The sequence below is a fragment of the Mycobacterium sp. G7A2 genome (assembly GCF_041902445.1).
GTDB lineage: Bacteria > Actinomycetota > Actinomycetes > Mycobacteriales > Mycobacteriaceae > Mycobacterium.
Genome location: NZ_CP169251.1, coordinates 2,586,886 through 2,600,465 on the forward strand (window position 1 = coordinate 2,586,886; position 13,580 = coordinate 2,600,465).

Annotated in this window: 11 protein-coding genes; 6 read left to right on the plus strand and 5 right to left on the minus strand. The window is 62.0% G+C overall.

Annotated features, from left to right (window positions below):
• Positions 1-3: 3 nt before the first annotated feature.
• The 4 genes from ACEWX3_RS12450 to ACEWX3_RS12465 all read right to left on the minus strand — a co-directional run bounded on the left by ACEWX3_RS12450 (position 4) and on the right by ACEWX3_RS12465 (position 5,871).
• Positions 4-1,158 carry an acyl-CoA dehydrogenase family protein gene (locus ACEWX3_RS12450; protein ID WP_011560586.1) on the minus strand — a complete coding sequence of 385 codons (1,155 nt, stop codon included), beginning with the start codon at positions 1,156-1,158 and terminating at the stop codon, positions 4-6.
• Between the two features lie 54 nt (positions 1,159-1,212).
• Entirely contained in the window at positions 1,213-3,246 is a 2,034-nt protein-coding gene (locus tag ACEWX3_RS12455) for a biotin carboxylase N-terminal domain-containing protein (RefSeq protein WP_005116476.1), read from the minus strand.
• Between the two features lie 5 nt (positions 3,247-3,251).
• Positions 3,252-4,853 (minus strand): acyl-CoA carboxylase subunit beta, encoded by a 1,602-nt coding sequence (locus ACEWX3_RS12460; protein WP_011560585.1) that lies wholly within the window; start codon positions 4,851-4,853, stop codon positions 3,252-3,254.
• Between the two features lie 343 nt (positions 4,854-5,196).
• Positions 5,197-5,871, minus strand: a complete 675-nt coding sequence (locus ACEWX3_RS12465; protein WP_011560584.1) for a TetR/AcrR family transcriptional regulator — start codon at positions 5,869-5,871, stop codon at positions 5,197-5,199.
• A 69-nt stretch (positions 5,872-5,940) separates the two neighbouring features.
• Between ACEWX3_RS12465 and ACEWX3_RS12470 the strand changes: the two genes are divergently transcribed.
• The gene (locus ACEWX3_RS12470; RefSeq protein ID WP_011560583.1) at positions 5,941-6,810 is read left to right on the plus strand and encodes a metal-dependent hydrolase; all 870 of its coding nucleotides are present in this window, start codon (positions 5,941-5,943) and stop codon (positions 6,808-6,810) included.
• A gap of 181 nt (positions 6,811-6,991) precedes the next feature.
• Here ACEWX3_RS12470 and ACEWX3_RS12475 read toward each other — a convergent pair whose 3' ends face one another.
• Positions 6,992-7,555 carry a TetR/AcrR family transcriptional regulator gene (locus ACEWX3_RS12475; protein ID WP_005131302.1) on the minus strand — a complete coding sequence of 188 codons (564 nt, stop codon included), beginning with the start codon at positions 7,553-7,555 and terminating at the stop codon, positions 6,992-6,994.
• A 197-nt stretch (positions 7,556-7,752) separates the two neighbouring features.
• On the opposite strand from ACEWX3_RS12475, the gene ACEWX3_RS12480 reads away from it, so the two are divergent.
• Genes ACEWX3_RS12480 through ACEWX3_RS12500 form a run of 5 tightly spaced genes read left to right on the plus strand, consistent with a single transcriptional unit; the run spans position 7,753 to position 13,552 of the window.
• Complete coding sequence (locus tag ACEWX3_RS12480; protein WP_011560581.1) at positions 7,753-8,607, plus strand: SDR family NAD(P)-dependent oxidoreductase; 855 nt, start codon at positions 7,753-7,755, stop codon at positions 8,605-8,607.
• 13 nt (positions 8,608-8,620) lie between these two features.
• A complete protein-coding gene (locus ACEWX3_RS12485; protein ID WP_005086594.1) occupies positions 8,621-9,544 on the plus strand; it encodes a hypothetical protein in 924 nt (307 codons plus the stop codon).
• Positions 9,541-11,028, plus strand: a complete 1,488-nt coding sequence (locus ACEWX3_RS12490; RefSeq protein WP_011856020.1) for an NAD(P)/FAD-dependent oxidoreductase — start codon at positions 9,541-9,543, stop codon at positions 11,026-11,028. Before ACEWX3_RS12485 ends, ACEWX3_RS12490 begins: the two co-directional genes overlap by 4 nt.
• A 44-nt stretch (positions 11,029-11,072) precedes the next feature.
• Complete coding sequence (locus tag ACEWX3_RS12495) at positions 11,073-12,590, plus strand: NAD(P)/FAD-dependent oxidoreductase (RefSeq protein WP_011560579.1); 1,518 nt, start codon at positions 11,073-11,075, stop codon at positions 12,588-12,590.
• 5 nt (positions 12,591-12,595) lie between these two features.
• Positions 12,596-13,552 (plus strand): alpha/beta hydrolase, encoded by a 957-nt coding sequence (locus ACEWX3_RS12500; RefSeq protein WP_011560578.1) that lies wholly within the window; start codon positions 12,596-12,598, stop codon positions 13,550-13,552.
• The last annotated feature ends 28 nt before the right edge of the window (positions 13,553-13,580 follow it).

Here is a 13,580-nt window from a genome sequence, read left to right on the forward strand (position 1 = left end):
GACTCAGTAGGACGCGGGCAGTTTCAGGCTGTGCTGCGCCACGAAGTTGAGGATCATTTCGCGGCTGATCGGCGCGGTGCGCATGAGCCGGGCCGGACCCCACAACGTGGCGAGGCCGTACTCGGTGGCCATGCCGTTGCCGCCGTGGGTTTGAATCGCCTGGTCGAGCGCCAGGATGCCCGCCTCGGCTGCGGCATATTTCGCCATGTTCGACGCCTCACCCGACCCCGGATCGCCGGCGTCGTGCAGGGAGGCGGCACGCTGAGTCATCAACCGGGCCAGCTCAACCTGGATCTTGGCGTGGGCGAGCGGGTGCGATACGCCTTGGTGCGAGCCGATCGGCGTTCCCCACACGTGGCGGTTGCGGGCGTAATCGGCGGCTTTATCCAGCGCGTAGCGACCGATGCCGTTGCCGAGCGCCGCCCCCATGATTCGCTCCGGGTTCAGGCCCATGAAGACCTGGCGCAGGCCCTCGTTCTCCGCGCCGATAAGGTTGGCGGCCGGCACGCGGACGTCATCGAAGAATAGAGTGAACTGCTTCTCTGGAGTGACCGCCTGCACCGGGATGAGTGACTTGGTGAGCCCGGGGACATCGGTGGGCACGACGAGCAAGCTGAGTAGTCCGCGACCACTGTCGTTGGTAGACGTTCGGGTGACGACCAGGATCGCTTCGGCTTCGTCGACACCAGAAATGTAGTACTTGGTGCCGTTGATGACCCAGTCGTCGCCGTCGCGTTTCGCGGTCGTGGAGATGTTGTGCGAGTTCGAGCCCGCGTCCGGCTCGGTGATCGCGAATGCCATGATCGTCTCGCCGCTGGCGATGCCCGGCAGCCACTGCTGCTTGAGTTCCTCACTGCCGAATGCCTGGATGATCGTGCCGCAGATGGTCGGCGAGACGACGGTCATCAGCAGCGGGCAGCCCGCCGCGGCGAGCTCCTCACCGACGATCTGCATGTCGTAGATGCCGCCGCCGCCGCCGCCGTACTGCTCGGAAAGGTTCACCCCGAGGAAGCCCTGTTTGCCCACGGCCTGCCACAGCTCGGTGCTCTTCCCGCCGGCCAGCGACTTTTCCAGGTAGTACTCGTGTCCGAAGTCCTTGGCGATCTCGGCGACCGCCTTGCGCAGGTCCTGACGTTCCTCTGTCTCGTGCAATTCCATGACACTCCTCACATCGGTATCGACGCGCCACCGATCGGGAGCGCGCCGGCTTCATTAGAGCTCCGTGGCGTCCGACGCCACTTCACCGCCGTCCACCGCCTCGACCACGGCGAGGACGTCACCGCTCGAGACCTGATGGCCGACCTGGACCGGCAGGGCGCTCAGCACCCCGTCGATCGGGCTCGCGACGGTGTGCTCCATCTTCATCGCCTCCAGGACGACGAGCGTTTGACCGGCTGACACCGTCTCGCCCTCGGCGACCGGTAGTCGGATCACCGAGCCCGGCATCGGCGCGGTGAGCGACCCGGGCGGGTTCAGAGTGCTCGGGTCGACGAAGCGTGGCGCCAGCCGCAGGGCGGAGTAGCCGGCGACCGAGTCGAGGTGGGCAACATCGCCGTCGAGGACGACATCATAAGTGCGGCGCACCCCGTCGACGCGCAGCACCACCCGCTCGCTACTGCCCTCGACAACCTCGACGTCGGCCAACGGCTCGTCGTCGACCTGCAGGCAGGTCCCTGTCGAACCTAACGTGTACCCGACGCGCACTTCGCGCCCGCCCTGGGTCTGCCAGGTTGTGGTCTGCGGCTGCGAAGGGTTGTTGCGCCAGCCGGCGGGCAACGTGGCCTGCAGAGTTGCGACGGCACGCCGCGCGGCCACCCCGGCCACGGTCGCCGCGACGGCGTGCAGGCGCTCGGACTGCGTGTCTGGGAGGGCAGCGCCGAGTTGGGCGACGTCGTGTCGGTCAAGGAACCCAGTGTCGGTGCCCCGCCCGGCGAACTCGTCATGGCGCAGGACGCGAACAAGCAGGTTGCGATTGGTGGTCACGCCGTGAATACGGGCGCCGGCCAGCGCCGCCGAGAGGCTGGCAAGTGCCTCGTCGCGCGTTGGTGCCCACGCGATGACCTTGGCCAGCAGCGAATCGTAGTAATGACTGATGACCGAACCGGCACGAAAACCCGAGTCAACCCGCACGCCGGCAAGCGCCGGGACATCCAAGGTGCGCAGGGTGCCGGTACAGGGCCGGTAGTCATCGGCCGGATCCTCGGCGCACAGCCGGGCCTCGACCGCGTGACCGCGAATTCGCGGGTTGTGCATCTCCTCAGGCAGCGGGCGGCCCATGGCTACGAGCAGCTGGGCACGCACCAGGTCGAGGCCGGTGATCAGCTCGGTAACCGGGTGCTCGACCTGCAGCCGGGTGTTCATCTCTAGGAAGGCGAAGGAGTCGGCTTTGCCATCCTGAGCGGCGTCGTAGACGAACTCGACCGTCCCGGCGCCTACGTAGCCGACGGCGCGCGCGGCGGCGATGGCGGCCTCGCTCATCCGAGCGCGCAACGCGTCGTCGACGACCGGTGACGGCGCCTCCTCGATCACCTTCTGGTGTCGACGCTGCACGGAGCACTCGCGCTCGAACAGAGAGACGACGTTTCCGTGCGTGTCGGCCATGATCTGGATCTCGACGTGGCGTGGGCGCTGGACGTAACGCTCGAGGAAGACGGTGCCGTCGGCGAACGCGGCGGCGGCCTCACGCGAAGCGGAGGTGACCGCTTCGTCGAGCTCGTCCGGCGACGCGACAATGCGCATGCCTCGGCCACCGCCGCCGGCGCTGGCCTTGACCAGCACGGGGTAGCCGACGTCGGCGGCCAGCTTCGCCAGCTGCTCGGCCGATAGCCCCGTCGTGTCGCCACCGGGCAGCACAGGCACCCCCGCGTCGGACATCGTCTTCTTGGCCTGCAGCTTCGAGCCCATCGCGTCGATCGCCCCGGGCGGCGGACCGATGAAGACGAGGTCGGCGGCGGCACAGGCGCGCGCGAACCCGGCGTTTTCCGAAAGGAAGCCGTAGCCGGGGTGTACTGCGTCCGCGCCGGTGAGCGAGGCAGCGGCGATGATCCGGTGGATGTCGAGGTAGGTCTCGGCGGCAGACGAGCCGGGAAGGTGCACGGCCTCGTCGGCGTCGGCGACGTGCCACGCGTCGGCGTCGGCGTCGGAATAGACCGCGACGGTGGCGATCCCGAGATCGCGGCAAGTGCGGAACACCCGCCGCGCGATCTCGCCACGGTTGGCGACCAGGACCTTGCGGATCTTGGGCATCGCCATCACATCCGGAACACGCCGTAGCCACGCTGGCCACGGACCTCGCCGTTGTGGATCACCGACAGGCAGAACCCGAGAACGGTCCGCGTATCGCGGGGATCGATGATCCCGTCGTCGTAAAGTCGGCCGCTGTTGGCCAGTGCGACGGATTCGCGCTCGATCTGTTCCTCGACGGCGGCGCGCATCTGGGCGTCGGCCTGCTCGTCGAAGGGCAGCCCGCGGTCGGCGGCGGACTCGCGCGCCACGATGGACAGCACTCCGGCCAGTTGCGCCGGACCCATCACGGCCGACTTCGAGTTAGGCCAAGCGAATAGGAAACGCGGTGAGTACGATCGCCCGCACATGCCGTAGTTCCCGGCACCGTAGGACGCACCCATGGTGATGGTCACGTGGGGGACCGTGCTGTTTGATACGGCGTTGATCATCTTGGCGCCGTCCTTGATGATGCCGCCCTGTTCGTACTCGGCACCGACCATGAAACCGGTGGTGTTCTGCAGGAAGATGAGGGGGGTGTCGATCTGATTTGCCAGTTGGATGAACTGCGAACCTTTCTCGGCCTCCTCACTGAACAGGATGCCCCGTGCGTTTGCGAGGATGCCGACCGGGAAGCCGTGGATCGAGGCCCAGCCGGTGACGAGTGACGTGCCGTAGAGAGGTTTGAACTCGTCGAAGGCCGAGCCGTCGACCACTCGGGCGATGACGTCGCGGGGGTCGAAGGGCACCTTCGGATCGACCGACGCGATGCCGAGCAGCTGATCGGGGTCGTGCACCGGTGGGTGCGGCGGCGTGGTGGGTCCGGGGCCGTTCTTCCGCCAGTTGAGCCGCGCCATGATGCGACGGCCGATGCGGATCGCATCCTGCTCGTCCTCGGCCATGTAATCGGCCAGCCCCGAGGTGCGGGCGTGCATGTCGGCGCCGCCGAGCGACTCGTCATCGGAGACCTCGCCCGTGGCCATCTTGACCAGCGGCGGACCGCCGAGGAACACCTTGGAACGGTTGCGCACCATCACGACGTAGTCGCACATGCCCGGGACGTACGCACCTCCCGCGGTCGAGTTGCCGAAGACCAGGGCCAGTGTCGGCAGCCCCGCTGCGCTGTGCTGGGTCAAGTCGTGGAACAGCTGTCCGCCGGGCACGAAGATCTCTGCCTGTGTGGGCAGGTCGGCGCCGCCAGATTCGACGATGTTGATGATGGGCAGTCGGTTCTCCCGCGCGATGGCCATGCCGCGGAACACCTTGCGGAAGGTATAAGGGTTCGATGCGCCGCCGCGGACGGTGGGGTCGTGGGCGATGATCATCGACTCGATGCCCTCGACCACGCCGATGCCTACCACCACGCTACCGCCGACGGGGAACTTACTGCCCCAGGCGGCGAAGGGGCATAGTTCGAGGAACGCCGTGTCGGGGTCGAGCATCAGCTCGATGCGCTCGCGGACAAGCAGCTTGCCCCGCTTACGGTGGCGCGCAACGTATTTCGCGCCGCCGCCGCCGTTGACCAGCGCCAGTTGCTCCGCGATGGTGTCGAGTTGCGCGCTCAGTCCTTCGCGGTTCTTGAGATAGCCGGGCGCGGTGTCGTCGACCCGATCGGGCAGGACCTGTACCAAAGTTTTCCTTCCGGGCGAGCATCGACGTCGATCTACTAGGCGCTGATGTTAGCCGCAATTAACATCAGGTGACAACGGCGCAGGCGGGCGTCGGATTTGTTCCGCGCCGTGGTTCCGTCGAATGGCGAGGATCGAAGCGGTGCGTTCGCTGCAGATCGAGCGATCGAAGGAATTGACTGGGGAGGGACGGCACACAGGGCCCGTGCGAGGTCGTATCGAGTTCCTCGTCCGGCGCGCGTGGAGTCTACGGTTCGCGATCTCGGGTGAACACCCGCAGCGATTGTCAGTGTCGCGCCATGCCCTTCAGCCAACCGAGTAGTGCATAACGCCGGTCGGCCAGAATCTATCGGGTCTCCTCGGCTTTGGCCAGCGGCGGAGCGGCCTGATCAGGCGCCTGTCCGAGGGTATACAGGCCGAGAATGCCGAGAAAACCCGCACAGTGCTCGATGAGCATTTCAGTCGAGAGGTTCAGTTGTCCATCTATCCAGCGACGGAGTATCTCGAACAGGCCCCCGACACCGTAGGTAGCGGCGAGATCTGCGACTTGGAGCACATCGCTGGGTATATCGAGGTGCAAGCGGGCCTCTCTGAGCACCAGCTCCGCAAAATCGGTCATCAGATCGCTTCGCAGCTGCCGAAGGAGGGGTTCTGCGCCCGACTCGACAAACAGTATGCGGGCCATGCGGGGATCGTTCTCGATCACCTGAACCAGGGCCTTGATCGGAGCGTAAGCCAGTTCTTGAGGAGCAACCGTGTCGTCCGGAATGGCGCTGGTTATCACCGCTTGGAAGGTAGTGGAGATCTTGGCAAATACCGCACGCAAGAGCGCGTCTCGATCGCGAAACTGTTGGTAGAAGTACCGGCTCGTCACTCCTGATTTCGCACACACGGCGGTCACGGTGCACGCGGTAGCTCCGTGGGTGCCCATGATTGAGACCGCGGCATCAATCAACATCACGCGACGCTGTGCATCGCGTTGAGTTGCGGACAGCCCGCCATAGACACGTGCTGGACTCATGTCCTACAGTCTGGCAGTCTTATCTGACAAGGCATAAAGTCAGATCCAAACTTCGAGGAAGGACCTCAAATGTCGGACGATCAAGCCCCGACCCCGACCCGGGTGCTGCCAAAACCCAGGCGCGTTCGGTTTCCGATGCCGACCTCCACGAAGCGGCAACATTTTGTCGATGGCGACCTGGTGATGAGCCATTTCATCTCGGTGCTTTCTGCGACGTTCCCGGAAGGCGAGGATTTCTTCATCCGCTCGGTCAGGAACTTCCAGAGTTCCATCGACGATCCCCAACTAGAGACAGCGGTCAAGGGTTTCATCGGACAAGAGGCCACACATCGACACCAGCATCGTCTCCTAAACGAGCGACTCCAGGTCATGGGTTATCCGACCGCGCGAATCGACCGTCATGTCGGACGCTTGATCAAGCGATTGGAACGGCGCTTTTCGCCGGAAATGCGGCTGTCCATGACCTCCGCGTTGGAGCACTACACCGCTACGCTGGCAGAAATCATTCTTACCAGCGAAGACGCCCAGAAGCTCATCGGCCAGACAGAGGTTCGACCGATTCTGCTGTGGCATGCCTTCGAGGAGTCGGAGCACAAAGCGGTTGCCTTTGATGTCTATCGGCTGGTGGGAGCAACCGAGCGCACCCGTGTACGGGGCATGCGGATCGCTTCAGTAATTCTGTTCGGCGAGCTCATTCTGCAGACTGCCTTGTCTATGGCCGCTGATAGAGCCTCATATAACCCGGTCACCCTGGTGCGCAGTCTGTACCGCTTTAGTCGCACCCCGATGTTCACCGCCGATGCGCTGCGGCGTTTCCGTTCCTACAATCGCCCGGGTTTCCATCCTGATGATTGGGACAGCGCCGCGGTCCTGGAGCATTGGAGCAAAGAACTGTTCGACCAAGACGGTTCACAGCGAGTTATCGCTTCGTCGGGATAGCAAAGATGCGGAAGTGCGGCGACGCAGGAGCACCGTTCCTGCGTCGCTCCTTCCGAACAGGGTGCGACGCGTCGGTGACTCACGGATTCGGTGCTCGGTGGCCGGTGAAGGTGGCGGTCGGACCCGCAAATGCGGTTCGCAGCGATCGCCACGGGGCTGGCTGGCCTGTTGTGAGCCTCGATCAGTCGCTGATGACATAGCGTTGAGCCAGGGTTTCAGCAAGTCTGCTGGTGTGCGCGACCACTTCTTTCTCGGTCACCGCAAGCAAACCGGAGTGCCAGGCGGTGATGACTTCGACGAATCCCCCGACAGCGATCAGGGTGTCCATGCGAAGGGCTATCTCGTCGGCATCTTGTCGGAGGTGTGGCCGGCTTGCCTCAACGACCAACTGCGTTGCTTCCTGTAGCGCCACGGCGCGGCGGTCTTGTAGCGGTGAGCTACCGACATGCTGAGCGAGGAGGATGCGTGCCCGGCCGGGATCGCGTGCGATCCGGTCGACCACGATGGTGATCGCCGCGGTGATGGTTTCGATCGGCGGCCGATTCGCACGCTCGTTGAAGAGCGCGGCGACCTCGCCGAGCATGTCATTGCGGACGCCATCCCACGCAGCAACGAGCAGCTCATCGCGCGTCTTGAAGCCCTCGTAGAAGTATCGATCGTTCAGCCCTGTGCGGGCGCATACGCCGCGCATAGTGACCGCGGCCCAACCGCTCTCACTCCAAATCTCGGTTGCGGCCTCGATCAATTGCTGCCGTCGCTCGGCACGACGCTCGGCCCCGGTCCGACCACCCCAGCGCTTGTTTCTCGACCGCACCTCTCCATCTTGACAAGGTGCTCGTTCCACCACCAAACTGGTGGCATGCGACACCAATGGTGGCTGGTGCCCCCAGATGAGAGTTTCCCCACAGCAGACGTCCATGTCGCGACCCGAAAGGCAGACGGATGAGATTGCTGCCCTTCGGCGGCGCACCAGGCAGAACGCACCGCGCCGATGCAGTCGTCACGGGCGCAGGAAGCGGTATCGGCCGCGCATTCGCCGTGGAGCTTGCGCGCCGAGGTGGACGCGTGGTGTGCGCCGACAAAGATCCCGTCACTGCAAAAGAGTCGGCAGAGTTGGTGAGGCAGGCTGGCGGCGAGGGCTTCGACATCGAATGCGATGTCACCGATCTTGAGCAGGTCCGCAACCTCGCTGATGTGAGCGAAGACTGGTTCGAGAAGGCTGCGAGCCTCGTCATCAACAACGCCGGAATCGGTGCGGGCGGCAACCGCATCGGCGCGACGTCGATCGAGGACTGGAACGCGGCGATTTCTGTCAACCTCTGGGGCGTTATCTACGGCTGCGAGACTTTTGTGCCTCGGCTCCGCAGCAATGGGCATGGCGGAGTCATCAATGTGGCGTCGGCAGCGAGCTTTGGCTCGGCCCCTCGGATGGCGGCTTACAACGTGAGCAAGGCCGGGGTGCTCGCTCTGTCGGAGACATTGGCGGCCGAACTGAGCGGTACTGACATCAACGTCACAGTGCTTTGCCCCACCTTCGTGAAGACGAACATCGTCAACAATCCTCAAATCGACGAGGCGGCTGCAAGACTCGCGGCCAACCTGATGAAATGGACCGGCATTTCGCCACAGCACGTTGCTCGAACGACGTTGAACGCGCACGATCGCGGACAAATTTATGTAGTACCCCAACTCGATGCCAAAGTCTTGTGGCAACTCAAGAGAGCCCTACCCGGCCCCTTTACTCGCACGCTGGGCCTCGTGGAGCGCATGGCCTCATGGAACGATTCAGCCGAGTAGAGGAGCAGGGAAAATGGCTTTCGCATACAGTGACATGCTCGAGACAATCAAAAACAAGCAATGGGCTCTTGCCGATATCGATTGGAACGCCCCTGGCGCGGAACTGATCACCGATGAACAGCGTCCCAAACTCAAGCAATTCATGTCCGACGTGGTGTGGATTGAGCATGTTGGAGCACGTGCCTTCGCCGCGATGGCTCCAAAGGCGCCATTCGAAGCGCTCGGAGACATTTACCGTTACTTTCACGCCGAGGAGCAGCGTCACGCCAATGCCGAACTTGCCTTGATGCGTCGCTGGGGCATGCTCGAGGAAGGCGAGAAACCGGTCCCGAACAAGAATATTCGGCTGGTCATCGAATGGCTGGACCGTTATGCGGAAGCCCTGCCCCTGACCGTCATCGGGGCCGCGATTCCGGCACTGGAGACTGCGCTCGATGGAGCGCTGCTGAAGTTTCTCCTCGATGAGGTTGACGACCCTGTGTGCGGGGAGGTGTTCAACAAGGTCAACAGCGACGAATCAAGGCATCTCGCGGTTGGCTTCCAGGTCTTGAATGACCTGGGCGCCAGCCCGATGCGAATCCACGCCATTCAAACTGCGGGTGCTCTTGTCGACCCGCGCATTCTCACCGGCGCGTTGCTGTATATCCCGCTCCTGACGCGCATGTTGATGAATCTCAACGCTATGGGTCTGTCCGAGGAGAAGTTATACAACGCAGTGACGCGGTATGCCAATGTCGGCGATCGCAGTGAGCATACGCGGAGGGTGCCCGGCTATCACATCTTGAAGGCGCACATGTCGTCGTCCATCAAGCGGTCCCAGCCTCTGCACTTCGTGTCTCAGCGCCTTGGCAATGCGATCGATGTTTTCCCTGTTCAGATTTTCGGTCGGCCGCCATCCTGGACGGACGAACTGACCTACGAACCGGTTGCCAAATGACAGGCACCACGACGACGTTGATCGTCGGCGCCGGGTTCGCAGGTATCGGTGCGGCGATCAGACTGCTTCAAGAGGGCACGGATGACTTCGTCATCCTGGAACGGTCAGATCGCGTCGGAGGCACCTGGCGAGACAATACTTATCCCGGTGCGGCCTGCGATATTCCCTCGCTTCTCTACTCCTACTCGTTCGAGCCGAATCCGGGCTGGACTCGTACCTACTCGGGGAGCGCTGAGATCCTCGAATATATCGACGATATGGTCGACAAGTACGATCTTGCCCGGTTCATCCAGTTTGATACCGACGTGACTGCCTTGGAATTCGATGAGAGTGCCGGCATCTGGATGGCCGACACGGCAGATGGAAAGCGGTATCACACCCGGTCAGTTGTGATGGCCAGTGGACCACTTGCCAACGCCAGCTTTCCCGATATTCGGGGTATTGACTCGTACGGTGGAAAAAAGATCCACAGCGCTCGATGGGACCATGGCTACGATCTCGGCGGTAAGAGGGTTGCAGTCATCGGGACAGGCGCGAGCGCGGTTCAGATCATTCCCGAGCTCGTAAAGTCGGCTGCCTCGGTCAAAGTCTTCCAGAGAACGCCCGGCTGGGTGTTGCCCAGGGTGAACTTCAGGCATCCGGCCTGGGCGCGTTCGACCTTCACACACCTGCCGGTGAGCGAACAAGCGCTCCGCGACGCGTGGTTTTGGGCCCACGAAGTGATGGCAGTGGGTATGGTCTGGAACACCGCCGCGACGTCCGCGATACAGCTGGCGGCCAAGGCTCATCTCCGTCGGCAGGTGAAAGACTCCTGGTTGAGACGTCAGTTGACGCCCCATTTCAGGCCTGGATGCAAGCGCATGCTCATGACCAGTGATTATTACCCTGCGCTACAGGCGGATAACTGCAAGCTGATCAGCTGGCCGATCGCCACATTGTCACCCAACGGTGTTCGGACCGCCGACGGTGTCGAGCACGAAGTGGACTGTATCGTATTTGCCACTGGCTTCGATGTGGCCAAACGTGGCACCCCGTTCCCGATTAGCGGCCTCGGCGGTCGGAAGCTCGGCGATGAATGGTCTCAGGGGACATTTGCCTTCAAGAGCGTGAGCGTGGCCGGGTATCCGAACTTATTCTTCACTTTCGGACCGAATTCCGGGCCAGGCCACAACTCGGCGCTCGTATATATGGAGGCTGCAATTGACTATATAGTCAAGGCGATCAAGCTCCTTCAGCAAAATGACATCGGCACTTTGGATGTGAGGGAGGATCGTCAGGACCGCTATCACTCCGAAATTCAGCGCCGCCTTCGACGAACGACTTGGAATTCGGGGTGCAGCAGTTGGTATTTGACCGAGGACGGCTACAACGGCACGATGTACCCAGGTTTCGCGACCCAGTTTATGAGAGAACTATCCCGCTTGGATCCTCATGATTACGTGATAACCCGGCGCGACGATATCGAGCTGACGCAATCACTCTGAATACAAGTTTGCAAGGCTGACCGTCAGAACGGTGAAATACAGGAATGGATCGCAAGTCCGACCGTAATTACGAGATAATTATCATAGGAGCTGGATTTTCCGGCATCGGGTCTGGCATTAGCTTGATGAAGGCGGGATTTACCGACTTCTTGATGGTTGATGACGCCGATGGCGTAGGTGGTACGTGGCACTGGAACACCTACCCGGGTATCGCTGTCGATATACCGTCGTTCAGTTATCAATTCTCATACGAAATGCGGCCCTCTTGGTCGCGCACGTACGCCCACGGCAATGAGCTCAAAGCCTATGCCGAGCGATGTGTTGAAAAGTATCGGCTCTGGGACCATATTCGTTTCAACACAACCATTACCGAGGCTTGTTTCGACGAGAACGCAACACGGTGGCATTTGACCAGTGCCAATGGTGAGGAGTTCACGGCACGCTTCGTGATAAATTGCTCCGGCGTTCTCAGTCGGCCAAAGTGGCCTGAAATCAAGGGGGTGCGAGATTTCGCCGGCGTTACGCTCCACACGGCTAGATGGGACAATGCCAAAGATCTCAGCGGGAAGAGGGTTGCAGTAATCGGTACCGGTGCATCGGCGGTGCAACTGATACCCGAAGTCGCAAAGAAAGCAGAGAGTCTGACGGTATTTCAGCGAACTCCAATTTATTGTCTGCCGAAGCCAGACTTCCCCATACCGACGTGGGGTGGAAGGCTTCTACATTTCCTGCCGGGGGCACAATTGGCGACCCGGACCGCCAGCCAGGCGTTCGTGGAAATCACTTTCCCAATCGCCGCTCACTTTCATACGGTGATACCGTTCGCCGATGTCATGGAGAGCGCCGCAAAGCGGTACATGCGGCGTGAGGTCCATGACCCGACGACGAGAGAACAACTCATTCCGCGCTACTCGTTGGGCTGTAAACGACCCAGCTTCCACAATTCCTATCTCGCAACGTACAACCGGTCCAACGTTTCGCTCGAGACGAGCGGCATAACCCATATCGACCATGCATCCGTCCATACTCGAGACGGCAAAGCTCATCCCATTGACGTCTTGATCCTGGCCACCGGCTTCAAAGTGATGGAGTCGGGCAACATGCCAACTTACGTATTGAAGGGACGCGGCGGGCTGGAGCAGGCTACATGGTGGGACGAGCATCGACTGCAGGCCTTCGAAGGGGTGAGCGTCCCGGGATTTCCGAATCATTTCAACATCTTCGGCCCGTACGGCTACAACGGTTCCTCGTACTTCACGCTCATCGAGGCGCAGAGTCGGCACATCGTCCGGTGTCTTCGTCGCGCGCGGGCGCTGGGTGCTAACTGCGTGGAGGTCAAGAAGGAGGCGAACGACCGTTATTTCGCCGAAGTGCTAAGGCGGCGTCACAGACAGGTTTTCTGGCAGCCGAGCTGTTCCAATGCCAACAGCTACTACTTCGACAGGCACGGTGACGTTCCACTCCGTCCATCAACGACTCTGGAGACCTATTGGCGGAGCCGCACCTTTCGCCTCTCGGACTACCGATTCGAGAATCGGCCCGAAGAGGTGTGTCCCCGGTGACCAGAATGGATGCCCCTGACTGGCAGCCCAGTCTTGCCAGTCATCTCGTCGCGATGTCCTCGCGAACCACGCTGCGGCCACTGGCGCAGCTGATGCCATCAAACGCCTACGGACTTGCGGTGATGGATCGCGTGCTTCGAACAGCGCTCGTAGCCTCACGGCCTCGGCGCGGCGTCACAGTGCGCAAGGTTGACACTGTATTCGCCGGAGGCCCGGTTCGTGGGGACTGGATCACCACGCCTGCCATTAATCCGCATGCCAACCCTTTGCTGTACATCCACGGCGGCGCCTATTCTATGTGCTCGCCGGAGACGCACCGCGGTCTTCTTGGTGAACTCGCCTCGGCGAGCGGGCGCCCCATCTTCGCAGTGAAGTATCGTCTTGCCCCGCGGTATCCCTATCCCGCAGCCGCGGACGATGCGCTGAATGCGTATCGCTGGCTTACCAGCGGAGGGTCCCCGGGTTCTTGTCAGCGCACCGTCGCGGTTGCCGGCGATTCAGCGGGCGGTCAGCTCACGATGGCCACGGCCTTGGGCGCACGTGCAGTTGGATTGCCGCTCCCTGATGCGATGCTGCTGATGTCTCCCGTCCTGGATCTCAGGTGCGAACTTGCCAGAGCGCGTGAAATTCGCCGCCGGGATCCTTTTGCCTCCGCTCAATCAGCGGCGCGCGCTCTTGACCTCTACGTAGGTGGCGCAGATCGCGGAGATCCGCGCCTCAGCGTGCTTGACGCGGACCTCACCTCGATGCCGCCGATCCTCATTCAGGTGGGCGGGAGAGAAATGTTGATCGATGACTCGCGCCGTCTCGCCGAGCGACTTCAATCAGCTGGATCCCACGTCGAGATCCAGGTATACCGGGGACAGATCCATGTATTCCAGGCTATGTTCCGGATTCTTCCCGAAGCCCGAGACGCGATTCATCGAGCGGGACGCTTCCTTGAAGCCTCGGAAGTCAGGTGAAAGTGTCCGAACAGGCAATGCTCCTACA

What these genes read in the sequence shown, in the direction of transcription:
- ACEWX3_RS12450 (WP_011560586.1), bottom strand. Translation starts at nt 1,158, where the DNA reads ATGGAATTGCACGAGACAGAGGAACGTCAGGACCTGCGCAAGGCGGTC.
- ACEWX3_RS12455 (WP_005116476.1), bottom strand. Translation starts at nt 3,246, where the DNA reads ATGCCCAAGATCCGCAAGGTCCTGGTCGCCAACCGTGGCGAGATCGCG.
- ACEWX3_RS12465 (WP_011560584.1), bottom strand. Translation starts at nt 5,871, where the DNA reads ATGAGTCCAGCACGTGTCTATGGCGGGCTGTCCGCAACTCAACGCGAT.
- ACEWX3_RS12470 (WP_011560583.1), top strand. Translation starts at nt 5,941, where the DNA reads ATGTCGGACGATCAAGCCCCGACCCCGACCCGGGTGCTGCCAAAACCC.
- ACEWX3_RS12480 (WP_011560581.1), top strand. Translation starts at nt 7,753, where the DNA reads ATGAGATTGCTGCCCTTCGGCGGCGCACCAGGCAGAACGCACCGCGCC.
- ACEWX3_RS12485 (WP_005086594.1), top strand. Translation starts at nt 8,621, where the DNA reads ATGGCTTTCGCATACAGTGACATGCTCGAGACAATCAAAAACAAGCAA.
- ACEWX3_RS12490 (WP_011856020.1), top strand. Translation starts at nt 9,541, where the DNA reads ATGACAGGCACCACGACGACGTTGATCGTCGGCGCCGGGTTCGCAGGT.
- ACEWX3_RS12495 (WP_011560579.1), top strand. Translation starts at nt 11,073, where the DNA reads ATGGATCGCAAGTCCGACCGTAATTACGAGATAATTATCATAGGAGCT.
- ACEWX3_RS12500 (WP_011560578.1), top strand. Translation starts at nt 12,596, where the DNA reads ATGGATGCCCCTGACTGGCAGCCCAGTCTTGCCAGTCATCTCGTCGCG.